The organism is Dokdonia sp. MED134 (assembly GCF_000152925.2).
Lineage (GTDB): Bacteria > Bacteroidota > Bacteroidia > Flavobacteriales > Flavobacteriaceae > Dokdonia.
Genome location: NZ_CP009301.1, coordinates 3,074,894 through 3,094,690 on the forward strand (window position 1 = coordinate 3,074,894; position 19,797 = coordinate 3,094,690).

A 19,797-nucleotide genomic window follows, 5' to 3' on the forward strand; every position below is an offset into this window, starting at 1 on the left:
GCAAACGAAAATACAATATTAAGATGATGTATACCTACGCTTATAAAAACGGTAGTCGGCAGCTTGTCTTGGTAAAAGGATTATACAGTCTTTTGTACAACTTCAAAAACCTTGTTGCCGTCACATTTTAATGTCTTAGAAGGGTATTTAAGTAAAAGTGCATAGTCGTGTGTTGCCATAAGGATGGTATTGCCGTTTTTATTAATCTCCTGCAATACTTCCATAACCTCTACACTCGTTTGTGGATCTAAGTTACCTGTAGGCTCATCTGCCAGAATAAGTTCTGGGTCATTAAGCAAAGCACGAGCAATGGCGATACGTTGCTGCTCACCTCCAGATAGCTGGTAAGGATATTTAAAGCCTTTACTTTTCATCCCTACTTTATCGAGAACGGCATCTATTTTTGCCTCCATAGCTGTTTTATCTTTCCAGCCGGTAGCCTTGAGCACAAATTTTAAATTATCTATTACCGTACGGTCATTAAGCAATTTAAAATCTTGAAAAACAACGCCCAGTTTACGACGTAAGAAAGGAATATTTTTTTCTTTGAGTCCGTTAAGGTCTACGCCCACTATGTTTCCTTTGCCCTCTGTGAGCGGGAGGTCACCGTAAAGCGTTTTCATAAAACTACTTTTTCCAGATCCTGTTTTACCTATGAGGTACACAAAGTCACCTGGCTCTATGGTAACATTTACTTCAGAGAGAATGAGGTTTTCTCGTTGGTAAATTGCGGCGTGTGATAATTGAAGTACGGGTTGTGACATAAGTTTTGGTCTGAGTTTCAAAGTAACGGAATTTAGATGAAAGTGTTTTATGACCTTTTAAAAATTTCTTTAAGTATCTCAGGTATACGATGCTCAGGGCTATTTGTATTAATTAAACAAGATTGTTAAAAACCCTTTTTACAACTTCACATAATTAACAAAGATTTAGGTCGTTATCTTACTGTAAGAAAGATAACTTTGAACAGGTTAGAAAAGGGCGTTTTTACGCTTTCGCGAAAGCGTAATTCTTCCCGCATAACATCAATAAAACAACTCATAACTATGCACAAAATCAAGTACGTACTTGTTGCATTATTTTTATACACCAGTATTGCGGTAGGGCAACAATCTGCAATTTATACAAATGACCTCGCTCAGTTTAATAAGGCACTGTCGTTATACAATAGCAAGCAGTACCTAGCATCCCAAACACTTTTTGAAGAAGTAAAAGCAAAAACTGATGATACAACGGTAAAAGGTGACTGTGCTTATTATATTGCAAATGCCGCTGTGAGACTCAACCAGCAAGGAGCAGATAACCTGATGCTAGCTTTTGTGACAGAGTACCCTACAAGTACAAAACGCAATAGTGCTTTTCTAGACGTAGCGCAGTATTATTTTGAAAATGGCAAGTTTGCTTATGCACGTAAATGGTATGATCGTGTAGATGAGGCAACGCTCACAGAGGGAGAGAAGGAGACTTTTTACTTTAATAATGGGTATGCTTATTTTAAGAGTAAGCGTTTTGACGAAGCAAAAAAATACTTAAATCGTGTGCGCGATTCTCAAAAATACGGGGCACAGGCTAAGTATTATATCGGTTTTATGGCATATGAGGGGGATGACTATGAGCAGGCAAATGAACTTTTTGATGAGGTAGAAGCAGAGAGTGGTGGGGCTTATAATGAAGACCTTGCCTATTTTAAAGCAGACCTTAATTTTAAACTAGGAAAATTTGATCAAGCCATCTCAGAAGGTAAATCTCAGCTCGCAAATGCAAACCCAAAAGAGAAGTCTGAGCTTAACAAAATAATAGGTGAGAGTTACTTTAACCAAAATAAATACAGCGAGGCATTACCATATCTTAAAGAGTATAAAGGTAAACGCGGTAAGTGGAATAATACAGATTACTACCAGCTAGGATATGCTTATTATAAACAAGGAGATTATGCAAGTGCCGTAAATGAGTTTAATAAAATCATAGACGGTAATAACAGCGTTGCACAAAATGCTTACTATCACCTTGCACAATCGTACATAAAGCTTGATAAAAAACAAGAGGCACTTAACGCATTTAAAAATGCAAGTGAGATGGACTATAATGAGACTATAAAAGAAGATAGTGGTCTCAATTATGCAAAGCTTAGCTATGAGATAGGTAATGCATATAAGCCTACACCTACTGTTATAGCAGATTATATGGAGGCGTATCCAAAATCTCCGGCAAAAAGCGAGTTAGCGTCATTACTTATAGATTCTTACATCACTTCAAAAAACTATAAGGAGGCAATGCAATTGCTTGAGAGCAATAACAGCTTTGATAATAAGAAAGCTTACCAGAAGGTAGCCTTCTTATATGGGCTTGATTTATATAACGAAGGAAAATTTCCAGAGGCTAGCGCAGCCTTTACAAAGTCGCTTAAAGAACCACAAGATCCATTATACGTTACAAGAGCAACCTACTGGAAAGCAGAGAGCGATTATATTGCAAATGATTTTAAGGAAGCTATCATAGGGTATAAACAGTTTTTAGGAAGCAGTAATGCTGCCAGTACTCCAGAATATGGTGATATAAACTACAACCTTGCCTACGCATATTTTTCTGATAAAAATTATGAGCAAGCAGCCAGCTATTTTGAAAATTACACAAAAGGAAATGTACAAGATAGAACACGACTTAACGACGCCTTTCTTCGTCTGGGAGATAGTCGCTTTATAAGCAGTAAGTACTGGCCAGCGCTAGAGGCATATAATAGTGCGATTGCTCTTAATGAGACAGATCAAGATTATGCGACTTTTCAAAAGTCTATGAGCTACGGTTTTATAAAAAAGAATAGTGACAAGATAGCGGGTCTTAAAAGTTTTGCAACTAAGTTCCCTAGGTCTACCTATCGTGATGACGCTTTATACGAGCTAGGTAATATGTATGTCTCACAAAATAATAATGACCAGGCCATTGCGGCTTATGATAAGCTTGTAAGAGATCTGCCGGGTAGCTCATACGTGTCAAAAGCGCTGCTCAAAAAAGCACTTATTCTTGATAATAACAACAACTCAGATGAGGCGTTGCGTATACTACGTGGGGTTGCGGCAGATTATCCTGGTACGCCAGAAGCACTACAAGCAGTGACTACTGCAAAGCTTATTTATATAGACCTAGGTCGTGTAGATGAGTACGGCCAGTGGGTGAGCACGCTAGATTTTATAGATGTTGAAGATGCAGAGCTAGATGATGCTGCATATGCCTCTGCAGAGAAGCAGTATGTAGAAAATAATATAAACCAGGCATCACGACTCTTTGAGGAGTACCTTACTAATTATCCTAATGGTCAGCACGCGTTACAAGCTCATTTTTATGTGGGTCAGATCGCTTTCGCGAAAGCGGAATACCAACAAACCATACCACACTACAAGTTTGTAATAGATAAAGAGCGTAGTGAGTTTACAGAGCAGGCACTAGCAAGACTTGGACAAGTATACCTTACTGCCGAAAATTATGTAGAAGCCATCCCAGTATTACAAAGACTAGAAACAGAAGCAGACTTCCCGCAAAACATCATTTTTGCACAATCTAACCTTATGAAATCATATTATGAAGGAGATGATTATAATCAAGCGGTAATCTATGCTACAAAAGTGCTAGCAAACTCAAAAATAGACAACACAGTAAAAAGTGATGCTCAAATTATTATTGCACGTTCTTCTATAAAAACAGGAGATGAGGTAAGAGCAAAAACAGCCTATGCAGAGGTGCAAAAAATTGCAACAGGTTCTCTAGCGGCAGAGGCTTTGTATTATGATGCTTATTTTAAAAATAAAGCAACAAGCTATGAAGCGTCTAACGTTGCTGTTCAAAAACTAGCAAAAGATTATAGTGGTTACAAAGAGTATGGAGCAAAAGGTCTTGTGCTTATGGCAAAAAACTTTTATGCGCTAGGTGATGCTTATCAAGCTACTTATATACTTGAGAGTGTAATTACAAACTTTGCAGATTATCCAGAAACGGTAGAAGAAGCGCAAACGCAACTTGCTATTATAAAAGAGGCAGAGGCAAGAACAAATGCTTCTGTAGAGAAAGGATAATAGTAGTAGTACAATATATATTTAAACACGTTAGTCTAACAACGTAAAAAGTAAAACACATTTTATGAATAGTTCATTTCATACATCATATAAACTTATAGTTGCTGTGATAGCACTTCTAGCTGTGCAAGTAAGTTATGCTCAAGAAGAGGAGTCTACTATAGGTACAGAAGTGGTAAATGTGGTGAAGGCATACACGCCTACCATACGCGACGCTTTTAAGGTAAAAGCTACACCACAGCTTAATGACTCCATTACCACAGCAAAGAAAAAAGTGACTTACAGTATCTTTTCTGTACCTGTAGCGAGTACGTTTACACCAGCAAAAGGTAAGGCGGCTGTTGTAAAAAAAGCAAAAAAAGAAAAGTTATATGATAACTACGCAACCTTAGGTTTTGGGAGTTTTACATCTGTACTAGCAGAGTTTTACAGCAATTTTCAAATAAGCCGTACAGAAGATTTTGGAGTATTTTTAAATCATAACTCTTCACAAGGAGGTATAGATGGTACTGTGGTAGATGATTTCTTTTATGATAGTCGTCTCAATCTCAATTATGGAGCAAGAGAGCGTGATCTTACTTGGCGTGCAGATCTAGATGCAAAGCATCAAGTGTATAACTGGTATGGCATACCGGAGGAACTTAAGGAATTGCAAGGCCCAGCAGATGGTCCTTTATTTACAGAAGATTTTGATGTAACACACTCATATCTCACAGCTGGTCTTAATGGTTCTATAAGTCTTAAAGATTCTTTCTTTAAGGAGGCCACGGGAATGGTGCGTTATTTTGGTGATGACCTAGAGAGTACAGAGCTTAGAGCAGTGGTAGCACCTACGGTTGAGTTTCCTATAGCAGGTGAGTTAATTACAACAAAGCTGTCTGTAGACTACCTGAGTGGTTCTTTTGCAAATAGCTTTGGTACAACTGGGACAGAGATTAACTATAGCTTTTTAAACGCAGGTATTAACCCAAGTCTAGTAATTCTAAGAGATGACTTAGAGGTAAAGTTAGGGGTAGAAGGTGTTGTATCTCTTGATACAGAAAATAGTGAGACAGACTTCTTTATTTACCCAAAAATCGCTGCATCTTATAGAGTAGCGGGCGATTACTTTATTGCTTATGGAGGACTTGAAGGAGGTCTTATACAGAATAACTACCACGACTTTGCTCAAGAAAACCCTTTTATATCACCTACACTTATAGTAGCTCCTACAAATAAGCAGTATGATGGATTTTTAGGTATGAAAGGAAAACTCTCTGAAGCCCTAAGCTATAACTTACGTGCTAGCTATGCATCAGAGAGTGGGAAGGCGCTATACCAGCATAACCCTTACTCGCAGAGTGGTAACAACTTTGGGCAAAATGGCTATGAGAACGGAAACTCCTTTGGTATCGTCTATGATGATGTTAATACATTAGGTGTTTTTGCAGAGCTTAACTTTGATGTAAATGCAAATTTTAAAATGAAGCTTAACGGGCAGTTTAACTCATATACTACAGATACAGAAGCAGAGGCTTGGAACCTTCCAGACCTACAAGCGTCATTATTTGCAGATTATCAGATTACAGAGCAATGGTTTGCCGGAGTAAACTTATTTTTTACTGGAGAACGTCAAGATCTTGTATTTAGTCAAGACCCGGTAGATATATTAACGCCTAGCTCTATAGAAACATTAGAGAGCTATTTTGATGCAAATGCGCACGTGGGTTATCGCTTTAATAATCGTCTATCTGCCTTTGCTAGAGTTAATAACATACTAGATAGTAACTACCAGAAGTGGCTTAATTATGAAGTACAAGGGCTTCAAGGTATGGTAGGTGCTACTTATAAGTTTGATTTTTAGTAAAAATAACACCTATCACAAAGCAACCTTTCTGTAGTACCTGCATCCTTTATGTAAACCCTATATAATGAAAAGAATGTTAGGCGTTGTTGCCTTGTTTATAGCTACTGTTTCTTGCAGTTCTGATTTAGATTCTGCTAGTCTTTCAGATTGTAGTCTTGTAGATTGTGCCTCTGGTAATTTACTCTTACAGTTTTTAGATAGTGAGACAGAAGAAGATGTATTTTTTAACGGCACTTATAGCCTTGAAGATGTAGTTATAACAGATCTAGAAACTAATGAGGATTTTGTATTCTTTACAGGTATCTCTCAAGAGTTTGAAACTGCACAAATAGCGCTTAACACATTTTTTGAAAGTCGTAACAATGTGATGCTTCGTATAGCCGTGCCAGATGGCTTCGAGACTACCTTATCATTTGATGTGACATTTATAGAGGGAGAATGTTGTAATGTAAATAACTATACAGACGTATCATTTACAAATGTGACTAGCGTAGATGATAGCGATGGAGATCTCATATATAAAATATTCTTATAAAACACTTAGGTATGAAAAAGCTACTTGTTCTTGTCATATTGAGTTTGTCACTAGTTACTTGCGACTCAGATAATCTAGATTGTGCAAACGTACTCTGTGCGCCAGGCCCAGCGATGGTAATAACCTTTTTTGATGCCGAAACTGGGGAGCAATTATACACAGATACAAATGGAGAAGCTCCAGAGGGATTTGCTGTTACCGTACAAAATGACTTAGAGCTTTCATATAACCAAGGTTACGTTTTTCAAGATGGAGAGCTTGTCGTATATGTTTTTCCAGAGGTGGCTACCATCGTTCAAGAAGGTGTTTTTGATGTGACAATAAATGCAACAGTACAAATACAAGAATCTTCAGGGTGTTGCCCAGATTATAGCATAAGTAATTTTAATGCTACAGGTGGAGACCTTACTGTAACACAAGCACCAGAGCTGAGGTTACGCATAGATTTTTAGAAAAAAATCGAAACTAAAAAACAAGAGGTTTTGTACATTAGTACAAAACCTTTTTTCTTTTGAATAACACTTGGCACTGCGAGCTCTGTAACTACCAGCGTAAAAACCTAAAGAAGGTTCTATTTGCAATCTTACAGAGCGAAAACCAGCTTTTAATCGTACGTGTTCAAAAAAGCTGTTTTCTACAAAATTTAAGAACCAACTTAGGGAAGTAAACGTTGTTTATGAGCACGCTATAAAGAAAAAATCATCATCATACGCTAGCGTGTTTGTTTTTGGATCATTGGCTTTGGGTTTATTAGGTATAGGTGTCTACTTCTTGATATATATGAAATCTATAATTGATTTTATGAAATCACCCAGCGCATATATGATCTTCAAGTTATATTCAACACCATTTTTTTTCTTCCTTTTAAGTTATCAATTTTTCTCTCATTGTTTTAAAATATACAATATGTACGTACTAAAATCTCGCGAGGCAAAACGTAAAAAAAATCGGGTAGATGCCGTGCTTGCCTTGTATGATATCACCTATGATATAGATATGCAACTACACCCTAATTATAGGTTTCCTCAAGATGCTCAAGTAGATTTACAAATTAATAATCTTAGGTAATCACTTATAACTTCTCTTTTGTATTTTTATGCTTTAAACCATATTTTGATGCGTAAACTTTTATTTTCTTTATCAGTTCTTAGTCTTTTTATTTCTTGTGATAATAAGCAAGAGGCAGACCTTATTGTCACAAATGCAAATGTGTATACGGTTAATGACGCTTTCGCGAAAGCGGAATCCTTTGCCGTAAAAGATGGAAAGTTTATTGCCGTAGGAAGCACAGCAGATATAACGGCACAATATCAAGCCGCCGAAACTATAGACGCTACAGGTAAAACCGTTTTACCAGGTCTTATAGACGGGCACTGTCACTTTTATGGACTGGGGCAAAACTTGCAAATTGCAGACCTCGTAGGTACGGAAAGTTATGATGAGGTTATAGAAAAGGTAACCGCTTTTGCTAAAGCAAATCCAGAAGCAACCGTAATAAGAGGAAGAGGTTGGGATCAAAACGACTGGGCGGTAAAAGAATTTCCTACTAAAGATAAGCTAGATGCTCTTTTTCCAGATACACCAGTGGTACTAGAGCGTGTAGATGGTCACGCATATCTTGTAAACCAGAAGGCGCTTGATCTCGCAAAAATAGATAACACCACAAAGGTAAGTGGTGGGGAGATTGTGCTGGTAGATGGTAAAGTGACTGGAGTACTTATAGATAACCCACAAACGCTTGTAGATGCCGTAATGCCACAAGCCAGCGTTGCCGAAAACGCTCAAGTATTACTAGAGGCGCAAGAACTTTGTTTTTCTTACGGGCTTACTACGGTAAATGACGCGGGTCTTAATAAAGATATAGTAGAGCTTATAGACAGCTTGCAACAGCAGGGAGACTTAAAAATGCGCATCTACGCGATGTTGTCTAACAATAAAGAAAACCTAGATCACTACTTAAGCTCTGGTAAGATTAAAACAGATCGTCTTAATGTGCGTTCTGTAAAGGTGTATGGTGATGGTGCTTTAGGATCTAGAGGTGCTGCGATGCGAGAGTCATATAGTGATAAAAAAGGTCACTTTGGGGCAATGGTAACACCAGTAGATGAAATTAATGAACTTGCAGAGCGCATAGCTGCTGCAGACTTCCAGATGAACACGCACGCCATAGGTGATAGTGCAAACGTGGTTGTACTGCGAGCATATGATAAGGTTCTTACTTCAAAAAAAGATCCTCGCTGGAAGGTAGAACACGCTCAAGTAGTGTCTACAGAAGATTTTGACGTTTTTAGTGATAAAATTTTACCATCTGTACAGCCTACGCACGCCACAAGTGATATGTACTGGGCAGAAGATAGAGTAGGAGCAGAGCGTATAAAAGGCGCTTATGCTTATAAAGACCTACTTAAACAATCTGGGCTTGTTATTTTAGGAACAGATTTTCCGGTAGAGCAGGTGTCACCTTTCTACACATTTTATGCAGCAGTGGCGCGTAAAGATTTAAAACAATATCCAGAAGGAGGCTACCAGATGGAAAATGCATTGTCTAGAGAAGAAACCTTAAAAGGGATGACTATATGGGCAGCCTACTCAAACTTTGAAGAAGCAGAAAAAGGAAGTATTGAGTCAGGTAAGTTTGCAGACTTTATCATTATGGATCAAGATATTATGACCGTAGATGAAGATGCAATACCTAATCTTGAAGTGGGTGCAACATACGTAAACGGCGAGAACGTTTACAACAAGCTATAATGAAGTCACAACAAGATCACCTCATTGAGCTTGCTCATTACAAAATGCCTTTTGGGAAATATAAGGGTAAATACCTGGTAGACCTGCCTGAGTCTTATTACGTATGGTTTAGGCAACAAGGCTTTCCAGAAGGGAAGCTAGGTAGGTTGCTACAAGAAATGATGGAAATAAAAGTTAATGGACTAGAGCCTATGGTGCGTAAAATACAGCGCGGTTTCCCTAAGCCTATTAACTTGAGCTAGCTTAAAACCCTTTGTGTATTATAAAAATAGCAGGTCTTTTATGTAGGTCTGGCGCATTAGATTTCCAGAAAGAAGCACTTTTTGTGATAATATACTCTGTGGGTAAGGTGATATCACAGGCTATACAAACTTGTGTGTCTGGGTGTACTGTAGCACAAATATCTTCTAGCATTTTATTATTACGATACGGTGTCTCTATAAAGAGTTGCGTCTGGTTGTGCTCAAATGAGAGGCGTTCTAGTCTTTTAAGCTCTTGTTTGCGCTCTTTTTGATCAATGGGAAGGTAGCCGTTAAAGGCAAAGTTTTGTCCATTCATACCACTACTCATCATTGCCATAAGTATAGAAGACGGCCCTACTAGTGGTACTACTTGTATTCCTTTTTGATGGGCTATTTTCACAACTTCTGCACCGGGGTCCGCAACCCCAGGAACGCCAGCCTCAGAGAGTAAACCTACAGACTCACCTTGTAAACAAGGCTCTAGGTATGAAGGTATCTCAGATACGTCTGTGTATTTATTGAGTTGAAATAGCGTGAGTGACGGCTGTGACTTGCTAGGCGAGATAGCCTTTATAGAGCGGCGTGCCGTTTTTTCGTTTTCTACTATATATGTATCTATAAGCTCTACCACTTTCTTTACTGAGATAGGCATCACCTCTAGAGCACTTGTATCGCCTAGAGTAGTAGGTATGAGATATAATTTTCCGGTAGTTGTAAATGTGCTCATAGATAAGTCTACGGTCAGTCATATGGTTGGGGAGCTGATCGTGATAGACGCAATATAAATAGCTTTACCTAGATGCACAACCTTAAGCGCATATTCTATTGCTGCTCACAAAGAAGATTTATTACTGCAGCTGTCCTACAATCTCTTCGCAGGCTTGGTCTAGCATTTCATAAACTCTTTCAAAATCTTCTTGCATACCATTATAAGGATCTGGAACATCTACCTTCTCACCGGGAAAAACGGTGTCCAAAATCATTATAACCTTTCGGCGTTCCTCATCTGTACTGGCAAGCGCTAGTACATCTTCTAGGTTGTTTTGATCCATCACATAGATATGGTCAAATTTTTTAAAATCGCTCTTTGCTATTTGCCTTCCTTTTAACTGTGAGATGTCTATACCATTATCTCTAGCTACTTTTATGCTTCTAGTATCTGGAGCATTTCCTACGTGCCAGTCACCAGTACCGGCAGAGTCTATTATAAATTGCTCGCTATCTAGTTTGTTACGTAAGATACCTTCGGCTAGGGGAGACCTACATATATTACCTAGGCACACCATAAGGATATTTGTTTTTGACATCTGTAAACTTTTGAGGCGAAAATAATTATTTTAAATACGCTTTCGCGAAAGCGTACCCTAATTTATAAAAACAAAAAGCCCCGACTGTATATAGTCGAGGCTCTATGATTAAGGTTAGTTAGTATTAAATGTAAGTGAGAATTTTGTTACTCACCTCTATTTCTTTTTCCTGGGTATGCAATAGTACCGTGCTCTGCGAGATCTAGTCCTAGCTCTTCTATCTCCTTACTTACACGTAAACCGATAGTTTTCTTGAGTATGAATAGAATAACAAATGATAGTCCTACTGACCAAGCTGCATAAGCAAAAGCTCCTAGTGCTTGAACGCCTAGCTGGCTAGCGCCACCACCGTTTAAAAGACCTATACCTGTGTCTCCATCTATACCCCAAAGACCAATAACAACAGTTCCCCATACACCTACAACACCGTGTACAGAAACAGCACCTACTGCGTCATCTATTTTAAGTTTTTTCTCAATAAATTCTATAGAAAAAACAACTAAGATTCCTCCAATAAGTCCAGCTAAGGCTGCACCACCTGCACTCATATTACCACATCCTGCGGTGATACTTACTAAACCGGCTAAGGCACCATTTAACGTTTGTGCTAGGTGTGGTTTTCCATACCAGATCCACGTAGTGATGAGGGCACCAAGTCCACCTGCAGCAGCAGATAGGTTTGTAATTAATACCACATTTGAAGCTCCTATGGCATCTGCACCACCCCAAGCGAGTTGTGATCCACCATTAAAACCAAACCATCCTAACCAAAGGATAAATACCCCTAGCGTTGCAAGTACTTGGTTATGTCCTGGAATTTCCAACACTTTTCCATCAACAAATTTTCCAATACGTGGTCCTACTAGTATAGCAGCTACTAAAGCAGCCCATCCACCTACAGAGTGTACAATAGATGATCCAGCAAAGTCTATGAAGCCTAAGTTAGATAACCAGCCTTCTCCTTGCCATTGCCATCCACCAGAAATAGGGTAGATAACTGCTGTCATTATTAAAGAGAATATGATATAGGTAGAGTATTTTGTTCTACCAGCGATCGCTCCAGAAACGATAGTTGCAGCAGTTGCGGCAAACATAGTCTGGAAGAAAAGATCTGCACCTTCACCTTGAAAAAGACCACTCCAGAAAAACCATCCGTTAGAAGTATCTCCATACATAAGTGAGTATCCTACAATCCAGTAGGTTAAAGAACCTACACAGATGTCTAGTAGGTTTTTCATAGCAATGTTTACAGCATTTTTTGATCTGGTCATTCCAGACTCTACGAGTGTAAAACCAGCTTGCATAAAGAATACAAGTATTCCAGATAAGAGCATCCAGAGCATTCCTAGATCTCCATTTATTCCTGAGATAGCATTTTCTAAATCTTCAGGGCTCACAGTGTCTTGTATTAACAAGAGGTTAGGCATTATTGAGTTTAACAGTTGTAACATAATTAGTAATGAGTAGTTAGTTTATTAAAATTTATATATTCCGGCAATTACAAAAGATGATAAAGAATTGCTAGGGTCTTGATCTGTGTCTAAAAATGTGTCTTCACTAGCGCTATCTAGACGGAATTCTGGTTTTATAGTAAGATCTCCTACGTTGTAGCTACCTGTAAGTGTTACTGCCACTACAGAGGCATCACCTTCTAGGTCATAACCGCCTATTGCTCCAGCACCACCTTCACCTTCTGCAAAGTACTCACCACGTAAACCTAAGGTGAATGCGTCAGAAGTTTTGAACTGTGGGTATAGTGCTACGCCATAAAAAGAAGCACCATCTGTATCATTATAAGTTGCGTTAAGTCCTAAGAAAAAGTCGTCAGATAAGTCATACCCAGTTGTAAGGTCTACTTGAAAAGTACTTTCTGTACTACCACCTTGCTTACCGTATAAAAAGTTGAGGTACGTACTCTTATATCCTAATTGAGCTCCTAGTGTGTAATTGTTATCAAAGTTAAACTCTGTAGCGTCTGTCTGGTTAAGTACTGCTAGCATCGCACTAAAATCTTCAGAGAGGGTGAAGTCTGCCTTAATACCTGTGTGAGAAAAAGGACCGTAAGAAAACATATACGAGGTAGAGTAGTTAAAGTTTGCTGTAGGTGATATCACCTCATAACCTAGAAAGGTATTAAAGTTACCTAGTGTAAGTTTTACTTTTTCTGATACATTCCAGTATACGTAAAGTTGATTTACAATGTTAGATGAAGGTCCAGAGAGGAAAACAGCCTCCTCACCACGTGGTCCAAAAACAAGATCTGCCACGGCACCTACTTTTCCGTTTTCACTTTCAAAAGCGCCTATCACATTTGCCATACCTATTGCAAATCCATTTCGGTTTGCAAAAGATGTGTTTGGAGCGATAGCATCTTCACCATTGGGTCCAGAAATATTTTGTCTAAAATAGACATCGACACTACCTTCTACGGTAAACTTTTTCTTGTCTTCTGTTTCTTCTTGAGCAAACATAAATGTTGTGCTTATGGTTAGTAATAAAAGTGTGCAAATAGATTTCATAAAAATATTATTTTCAGTTGATTTGGCGTTAAAAGTATCTTAAAAAAATATTAACATATTAGTTTTTGGGGGTTATGTGTAAATTTTTATGATAATTTCAAATTGACCCCCTAAAAATTAGGGGTATCTTAAATAATCTATGATTTTATTGAATTTTCTACTTGATTTAATTTGGTGTTTTTCTAGTAAAAAGCGTTTTTGATTGATGATAATTTATATTTTTTAGAATAATAATGAAATAGCGATAACGTTTTCGGCAATTTTAACAAATATTAAGGATTGGAATTTCGCATTTTTTCAAGACAAAAAATGTGTAATTAAAAATTCTAAAGGGGGCAAATTGTGATACTCGCAATTATCATTGTGACTTTTTGAGACTTCAATAAGTACTTTTATCTTGAGCATAAATACAAAGGGTTTTACCCTATAAATAAGGAGTTATGCTTAGAGATCAAGGATTATATTTAAGAGAGTTTGAACACGACGCGTGCGGTGCGGGATTTATATGTAGCCTCAAAGGAGTAAAGTCTAACGACATTATTCATAAGGCACTTGAGATACTAGAAAAACTTGAACACAGAGGAGCTGTAAGTGCAGATGGTCGCACAGGAGATGGTGCAGGTATATTAATAGACATCCCTCACGACTATTTTCAAGCCACTTGTGACTTTACATTACCAAAAGAAGGAACTTATGCCGTGAGTAATGTTTTCTTACCTCGCAAAGAAAATCAACGTGCATATTGCATTTCGGTTTTTGAAAAAAGCCTTACAGATCAAGGTATCAATATTTTGGGCTGGAGAGATGTACCGGTAGATCAATCTATACTGGGTGAGATTGCTCAAGTGTCTGAGCCTTTTGTAAAACAAATTTTTGTGAGTTATGAGAGTATGGGAGATAATTCCGCTTTCGCGAAAGCGCAACAAAAACCCACACCAGAGTTTGAATTTAACTTAAAGCTATTCACAGCTCGTAAAATCGCCGAGCATACCATCTACAACTCAAAGTTGTCTGAAAGCTCATTCTTTTACTTACCTAGCTTCTCAACTAAGACCATTATATATAAAGGACTTTTAATGCCGCAACATATTAAGGTATATTATAAAGACCTTATGGACCCTCGTGTGGTGACAAGGCTTGCGCTTGTACACCAGCGATTTTCAACTAATACATTTCCTACTTGGGATCTGGCACAACCTTTTAGGTATATGTGTCACAATGGGGAGATCAATACTTTAAGGGGTAATGTGACCAGAATGTATGCACGTGAGGAACTTATGGAAAGTGCACTTTTTGGAGAAGAGATAAAGAAAATACTTCCAGTTGTATTACCAGGTAAGTCAGACAGTGCCTCTATGGATATGGTGGTAGAGCTCTTACTTATGACGGGTAGATCATTACCAGAAGTAATGATGATGCTCGTGCCAGAAGCGTGGGAGAAAAATGATGATATGTCTCCGGCAAAGCGCGCTTTTTATGAATTTAACTCTTGCCTTATGGAGCCTTGGGATGGTCCAGCCTCTATACCATTTACAGATGGTAATTATATAGGTGCCGTTTTAGACCGTAATGGATTGAGACCTTCTCGATACTCTGTCACAAAAGACGGTTATGTGATAATGTCTTCAGAAATTGGAGTGGTAGAGATAGAACCACAAAATGTACAGATGCACGGTCGTCTCGAGCCAGGTAAAATGTTTCTGGTAGATATGGCGCAAGGTCGTATTATAAATGATGAGGAGATAAAAGAAGAGATTGCAACACGTCACCCATATCAAGAGTGGCTGGATGATAACCTTATTCACCTTAGGGATATCCCTTATAATGAGTGCCCTTTATTTTTAAATGAAGCACCACTTAAGGAGCGCTTACTCATCTTTGGGTACACGCAAGAAGATATAAATACGATTATATTGCCTATGGCTGCAAAGGCAAAAGAGCCTATAGGGTCTATGGGTAATGATGCTCCTATAGCGGCACTTTCTGAGAGACCACAGTTAATCTATAATTACTTTAAGCAACTCTTTGCGCAGGTTACAAACCCACCTTTAGATGGTATACGAGAGGAGTTAATTACGGATATCTCACTCACGCTGGGTGCAGACTCAAATATTTTTGAAATAAACGGAGAGCATTGTAAGAAGCTAAAAATTCAAAACCCTGTTATTTCAAAACAAGATTTAGATAAAATCAAAAGTTTAGATAACGAGAGCTTTAAGGTGGTTTCTGTGCCTATTTTATATAAGGTAGAAAAAGGACACAATGGCCTGGAGGATGCTTTAGAAAACTTGCTGCAGGAGGTTTCTCAACAGCTAGATGAAGGTGCAAACATCATTATCTTATCAGATAGAAATACATCTCAAGAGCTTGCGCCCATACCAGCATTACTTGCTTGCTCTTATGTAAATAATGGACTAGGCGGTAATAAAAAGAGATCCAGTTTTAGTCTCATTATAGAGTCTGCAGAGCCTAGAGAGGTGCATCACTTTGCTTTGTTATTTGGATATGGTGCTAGTGCCATAAACCCGTATATGGTTAATGAGATTATAGAAAACCATCCAGAAGATTTAAAGCTTGCAAATGTTGATGTAGAAGAAGCAATACAAAATTTTAATAAAGCCGTAGGCAAAGGAGTCCTCAAGGTGATGAATAAAATAGGTATCTCTACCCTTAACTCATACCGTAGCTCACAACTTTTTGAGTGTATAGGTATCAGTAAGAAGGTAGTAAACCAGTACTTCCCGCGCACGGTTACGAGAATAGAAGGTGTAGGGCTACACCAGTTAGAAGGGGAGATAAGTAAAAGGCATAAGACAGCATATCATACAAAAGATATAGCAGCAGATCTTCCTCTTGAGATAGGTGGTGAGTATAGATGGAGAAGAGATGGAGAGGCTCATTTATTTAATCCGCTTACCATTGCAAAGCTTCAAGAATCTGTGCGTAGCAATAAGCCTGTTATTTATAAAGAGTATGCAGATCGTGTAAATAATCAAGCCAAACAGCTTATGACCATACGTGGTCTATTTGAGTTTACAAATTATGATCCTATAGATATTAATGAGGTAGAACCGTGGACAGATATTGTCAAGCGTTTTAAAACGGGTGCAATGTCATATGGTTCTATTAGTAAGGAAGCTCACGAGACACTTGCCGTAGCAATGAACCGTATAGATGGTAAGTCTAACTCTGGTGAGGGAGGAGAAAATCAAGAGCGTTTTTATAAGGACGTAAATGGCGATTGGAAAAACAGCGCCATAAAGCAAGTGGCTTCAGGACGTTTTGGGGTAACCTCAAACTACCTAACAAACGCTGCCGAGATACAAATAAAAATGGCGCAAGGAGCAAAACCTGGTGAGGGCGGACAGTTGCCTGGACCTAAGGTGAATCCTGAGATTGCAAAAACACGTAATTCTACACCTTATGTAGGGCTTATATCGCCACCTCCACATCACGACATTTACTCTATAGAAGATTTATCGCAGTTAATTTATGATCTCAAATCTGCAAATAGAGAAGCGCGCATTAATGTGAAGCTAGTGTCTGAAGTGGGTGTAGGTACTGTAGCAGCTGGAGTTGCAAAAGCAAAAGCAGATGTAATACTTATATCTGGCCACGACGGTGGTACAGGAGCAACACCACTCACCTCATTAAAACATACCGGTTTACCCTGGGAACTAGGTCTAGCAGAAGCACAACAAACCCTTGTGATGAATGATTTACGTGGGCGTGTACGACTAGAGTGTGATGGTCAGCTCAAAACAGGTCGAGACGTAGCAATTGCTTGTTTACTAGGAGCCGAAGAGTTTGGCTTTGCAACAGCACCGCTAGTAGCCTCTGGATGTATAATGATGCGTGTATGCCATTTAAACACTTGTCCGGTAGGGATTGCTACTCAAAACCCAGAACTACGTAAACGCTTTAAAGGAAAACCAGAGCACGTGGTAAACTTTATGTATTTCGTAGCGCAAGAGTTGCGAGAGATTATGGCAAAGCTTGGGTTTAAAACGGTAGATGAAATGGTAGGTCAAGTACAAAAGCTGGATCGTAATAACACCATAGAGCAGTACAAGGCGTTAGGTTTAGACCTTACTCCTATATTGCATAAGGTAGACACTTCAAAAGGTCAGCCTTTGCATAATGTAGAAAAGCAAGATCACGACCTTGAGAAAGCGCTTGATTTTAAGATTATATCACAGGCGCACCCGGCACTTTTTAGAAAAGAAAAAACCACACTAGATCTTAAGATTACAAATGAAGATAGAGCAGTAGGAGCTATTTTAAGTAATGAGATATCTAAGATTTACGGTGTGAATGGATTACCAGAAAACACTTTAAAAATTAACTTCGAGGGTTCTGCAGGGCAGAGTTTTGCAGCCTTTGCGACGCACGGACTCACACTGGCAGTTACTGGTAATACAAATGATTATATAGGTAAAGGTCTCTCTGGGGCCAAAGTAATAGTGAAGGTTCCGGTAGAGGCGACCATTATACCAGAAGATAATGTCATTATAGGTAATGTAGCATTTTATGGTGCTACCGCTGGTGAGGCATATATAAATGGTAAAGCTGGAGAACGTTTTTGTGTACGTAATTCTGGAGCAAAAGCCGTCGTAGAGGGTATAGGTGATCACGGTTGTGAGTATATGACAGGAGGTATTGCAGTCATATTAGGCGAGGTGGGAAGAAACTTTGGCGCTGGTATGAGTGGCGGTATTGCTTATGTGTATGACACAACAAGTACGCTTTCGCGAAAAGCAAACGCAGAAGGGCTTAACTTCCTTAAAGTTGAAGAAGATCAAGATAAGAAAGAGCTTAGACAATTAGTGGAAAATCATTACAACGCCACGCTCTCTCCACTGGCTCAACGACTGTTAGAAAACTGGGATACAGAGATTAAAAATTTCACGAAAGTGTTACCAGAAGAGTACCGCAAGGCATTGATAAGATTAGAAGAAGAAAAAACATTAGCAAACTAGAAGATGGGGAAAGTAACAGGATTTTTAGAATACGATCGCAAAGACGAAGGATATATAGCGCCAGAAGAGCGTGTTAAAAATTATAAGGAGTTTACTGTACCGCTAGAAGAAGCAGATTTAAAAGAGCAAGGCGGCCGCTGTATGGATTGTGGTATTCCGTTTTGTCACTCGGGTTGCCCGCTGGGTAATCTCATTCCAGATTTTAATGATGCGGTCTATAAAGGAAGGTGGAAAGAAGCGGCAACTATATTACACGCGACAAATAATTTTCCCGAGTTTACAGGGCGTTTATGTCCAGCACCTTGTGAAGAGGCGTGCGTTCTAGGTATAAATGCAGACCCCGTAAGTATAGAAAATATAGAAAAAAATATAGTAGAACGAGCTTTTGATGAGGGGTGGGTTGTCCCACAACCGCCGCAAAAGCGTACACACAAATCGGTTGCAGTGATAGGGTCTGGCCCTTCTGGACTAGCCGCTGCACAGCAGCTTAATAGGGCTGGGCACACTGTGACCGTATTTGAGCGTGATAGTAAAGTAGGAGGTCTCTTAAGATATGGTATTCCAGATTTTAAGATGGAAAAAAATGTGATAGACAGACGTCTTGCCGTACTCGAGGGCGAGGGTATCACTTTTAAAACTAATACTTACGTAGGCCAGACTATAAGTGTAGAAAAATTGCAGAATGAGTATGATGCTATAGTGCTTTGCGGTGGGGCTACTTTAAGAAGGTCTATACCTATAAAAGGGGCGCATCTCAAAGGGGTTTATCAAGCAATGGACTTTTTAAAACAAAACAATGAGCGACAAGATGGTGTAACTGAGTGGGATGAAACTATTGTAGCTACAGATAAAAACGTGATTGTTATAGGTGGTGGTGATACGGGGTCAGATTGTATAGGTACTAGTATTAGACAAGGAGCAAAAACGGTTACAAATTTTGAGATTCTTAATAGACCTACCATAGAGCGACCTACAGAGCAACCTTGGCCTTATTACCCTATGCGATTGCGCACCAGTTCTTCTCACAAGGAGGGTGTAGAAAGAGTTTTTAGTATTTCTACAAAGGAGTTTGTGGGTGATGCCAGTGGTAATCTCACGGGGCTTATAACCTCAGAGGTAGAGTGGGTTACAAATGACAATGGAAGACGTGAGCTTAAAGAATTACCAGGAACAGAAAAGGAGTGGCCTTGCGATATGGCTTTCCTTGCACTAGGCTTTACAGGGCCGGAAAAGACACTTATAGACCAGCTACATTTAGATACAGATATGCGTGGTAACGTAAAAGCTACATCATATGCGACTAGTGTTTCAGGCGTATTTGCTGCTGGAGATATGCGTAGAGGGCAATCACTCATTGTGTGGGCAATCTCAGAAGGGAGACAAGCTGCACATCACGTAGATGCATACTTGATGGGAAGTTCACAATTGCCACTTAAAGATGAAGATAGTGACTTGCCTAGACGCTAGTTTATAGTAGTGATTACGCTTTCGCGAAAGCATAAAAAAAAGCCTCAAAACATATATTTTGAGGCTTTTTCTATTTTATGATTC

At 38.9% G+C, this 19,797-nt stretch carries 14 protein-coding genes; 9 read left to right on the top strand and 5 right to left on the bottom strand.

Annotation, left to right across the window (positions count from 1 at the left end):
- Positions 1 to 80: 80 nt before the first annotated feature.
- Positions 81 to 764, bottom strand: a complete 684-nt coding sequence (locus tag MED134_RS13650; RefSeq protein ID WP_035329092.1) for a cell division ATP-binding protein FtsE — start codon at positions 762 to 764, stop codon at positions 81 to 83.
- Between the two features lie 282 nt (positions 765 to 1,046).
- On the opposite strand from MED134_RS13650, the gene MED134_RS13655 reads away from it, so the two are divergent.
- The 7 genes from MED134_RS13655 to MED134_RS13680 all read left to right on the top strand — a co-directional run bounded on the left by MED134_RS13655 (position 1,047) and on the right by MED134_RS13680 (position 9,441).
- Positions 1,047 to 4,067, top strand: a complete 3,021-nt coding sequence (locus tag MED134_RS13655) for a tetratricopeptide repeat protein (protein WP_038600235.1) — start codon at positions 1,047 to 1,049, stop codon at positions 4,065 to 4,067.
- A 64-nt stretch (positions 4,068 to 4,131) separates the two neighbouring features.
- Positions 4,132 to 5,910 carry a TonB-dependent receptor gene (locus MED134_RS13660; protein ID WP_038600238.1) on the top strand — a complete coding sequence of 593 codons (1,779 nt, stop codon included), beginning with the start codon at positions 4,132 to 4,134 and terminating at the stop codon, positions 5,908 to 5,910.
- A 67-nt stretch (positions 5,911 to 5,977) separates the two neighbouring features.
- Entirely contained in the window at positions 5,978 to 6,448 is a 471-nt protein-coding gene (locus MED134_RS13665; protein WP_038600241.1) for a hypothetical protein, read from the top strand.
- An 11-nt stretch (positions 6,449 to 6,459) separates the two neighbouring features.
- Positions 6,460 to 6,900 carry a hypothetical protein gene (locus MED134_RS13670; RefSeq protein WP_038600244.1) on the top strand — a complete coding sequence of 147 codons (441 nt, stop codon included), beginning with the start codon at positions 6,460 to 6,462 and terminating at the stop codon, positions 6,898 to 6,900.
- A gap of 454 nt (positions 6,901 to 7,354) precedes the next feature.
- The gene (locus tag MED134_RS15290) at positions 7,355 to 7,516 is read left to right on the top strand and encodes a hypothetical protein (RefSeq protein WP_158407713.1); all 162 of its coding nucleotides are present in this window, start codon (positions 7,355 to 7,357) and stop codon (positions 7,514 to 7,516) included.
- A gap of 48 nt (positions 7,517 to 7,564) precedes the next feature.
- The gene (locus MED134_RS13675; RefSeq protein ID WP_038600247.1) at positions 7,565 to 9,199 is read left to right on the top strand and encodes an amidohydrolase; all 1,635 of its coding nucleotides are present in this window, start codon (positions 7,565 to 7,567) and stop codon (positions 9,197 to 9,199) included.
- Positions 9,199 to 9,441: a DUF3820 family protein gene (locus MED134_RS13680; RefSeq protein WP_035328137.1), complete on the top strand. Its 243-nt coding sequence runs from the start codon at positions 9,199 to 9,201 to the stop codon at positions 9,439 to 9,441. The genes MED134_RS13675 and MED134_RS13680 overlap by 1 nt, the downstream gene beginning before the upstream one ends.
- 1 nt (position 9,442) lies before the next feature.
- Here the strand turns inward: MED134_RS13680 and MED134_RS13685 are convergent, their stop codons facing one another.
- The 4 genes from MED134_RS13685 to MED134_RS13700 all read right to left on the bottom strand — a co-directional run bounded on the left by MED134_RS13685 (position 9,443) and on the right by MED134_RS13700 (position 13,267).
- Positions 9,443 to 10,168 (bottom strand): SAM-dependent methyltransferase, encoded by a 726-nt coding sequence (locus MED134_RS13685; protein WP_035328140.1) that lies wholly within the window; start codon positions 10,166 to 10,168, stop codon positions 9,443 to 9,445.
- A gap of 121 nt (positions 10,169 to 10,289) precedes the next feature.
- Positions 10,290 to 10,748, bottom strand: coding sequence for a low molecular weight protein-tyrosine-phosphatase (locus MED134_RS13690; RefSeq protein WP_237747130.1), 459 nt, complete (start codon positions 10,746 to 10,748; stop codon positions 10,290 to 10,292).
- A 146-nt stretch (positions 10,749 to 10,894) separates the two neighbouring features.
- Positions 10,895 to 12,199 (bottom strand): ammonium transporter, encoded by a 1,305-nt coding sequence (locus tag MED134_RS13695; protein ID WP_405202508.1) that lies wholly within the window; start codon positions 12,197 to 12,199, stop codon positions 10,895 to 10,897.
- Between the two features lie 24 nt (positions 12,200 to 12,223).
- The gene (locus MED134_RS13700; RefSeq protein WP_038600266.1) at positions 12,224 to 13,267 is read right to left on the bottom strand and encodes a porin; all 1,044 of its coding nucleotides are present in this window, start codon (positions 13,265 to 13,267) and stop codon (positions 12,224 to 12,226) included.
- A 440-nt stretch (positions 13,268 to 13,707) separates the two neighbouring features.
- Here MED134_RS13700 and gltB point away from each other — a divergent pair, with 440 nt between their 5' ends.
- Positions 13,708 to 18,246, top strand: a complete 4,539-nt coding sequence (gene gltB, locus MED134_RS13705) for a glutamate synthase large subunit (RefSeq protein WP_038600269.1) — start codon at positions 13,708 to 13,710, stop codon at positions 18,244 to 18,246.
- Positions 18,247 to 18,249: 3 nt separating this feature from the next.
- Entirely contained in the window at positions 18,250 to 19,713 is a 1,464-nt protein-coding gene (locus MED134_RS13710) for a glutamate synthase subunit beta (protein WP_038600271.1), read from the top strand.
- The last annotated feature ends 84 nt before the right edge of the window (positions 19,714 to 19,797 follow it).

What these genes read in the sequence shown, in the direction of transcription:
- MED134_RS13650 (WP_035329092.1), bottom strand. Translation starts at nt 764, where the DNA reads ATGTCACAACCCGTACTTCAATTATCACACGCCGCAATTTACCAACGA.
- MED134_RS13655 (WP_038600235.1), top strand. Translation starts at nt 1,047, where the DNA reads ATGCACAAAATCAAGTACGTACTTGTTGCATTATTTTTATACACCAGT.
- MED134_RS13660 (WP_038600238.1), top strand. Translation starts at nt 4,132, where the DNA reads ATGAATAGTTCATTTCATACATCATATAAACTTATAGTTGCTGTGATA.
- MED134_RS13665 (WP_038600241.1), top strand. Translation starts at nt 5,978, where the DNA reads ATGAAAAGAATGTTAGGCGTTGTTGCCTTGTTTATAGCTACTGTTTCT.
- MED134_RS13670 (WP_038600244.1), top strand. Translation starts at nt 6,460, where the DNA reads ATGAAAAAGCTACTTGTTCTTGTCATATTGAGTTTGTCACTAGTTACT.
- MED134_RS15290 (WP_158407713.1), top strand. Translation starts at nt 7,355, where the DNA reads ATGTACGTACTAAAATCTCGCGAGGCAAAACGTAAAAAAAATCGGGTA.
- MED134_RS13675 (WP_038600247.1), top strand. Translation starts at nt 7,565, where the DNA reads ATGCGTAAACTTTTATTTTCTTTATCAGTTCTTAGTCTTTTTATTTCT.
- MED134_RS13680 (WP_035328137.1), top strand. Translation starts at nt 9,199, where the DNA reads ATGAAGTCACAACAAGATCACCTCATTGAGCTTGCTCATTACAAAATG.
- MED134_RS13685 (WP_035328140.1), bottom strand. Translation starts at nt 10,168, where the DNA reads ATGAGCACATTTACAACTACCGGAAAATTATATCTCATACCTACTACT.
- MED134_RS13690 (WP_237747130.1), bottom strand. Translation starts at nt 10,748, where the DNA reads ATGTCAAAAACAAATATCCTTATGGTGTGCCTAGGTAATATATGTAGG.
- MED134_RS13695 (WP_405202508.1), bottom strand. Translation starts at nt 12,199, where the DNA reads ATGTTACAACTGTTAAACTCAATAATGCCTAACCTCTTGTTAATACAA.
- MED134_RS13700 (WP_038600266.1), bottom strand. Translation starts at nt 13,267, where the DNA reads ATGAAATCTATTTGCACACTTTTATTACTAACCATAAGCACAACATTT.
- gltB (WP_038600269.1), top strand. Translation starts at nt 13,708, where the DNA reads ATGCTTAGAGATCAAGGATTATATTTAAGAGAGTTTGAACACGACGCG.
- MED134_RS13710 (WP_038600271.1), top strand. Translation starts at nt 18,250, where the DNA reads ATGGGGAAAGTAACAGGATTTTTAGAATACGATCGCAAAGACGAAGGA.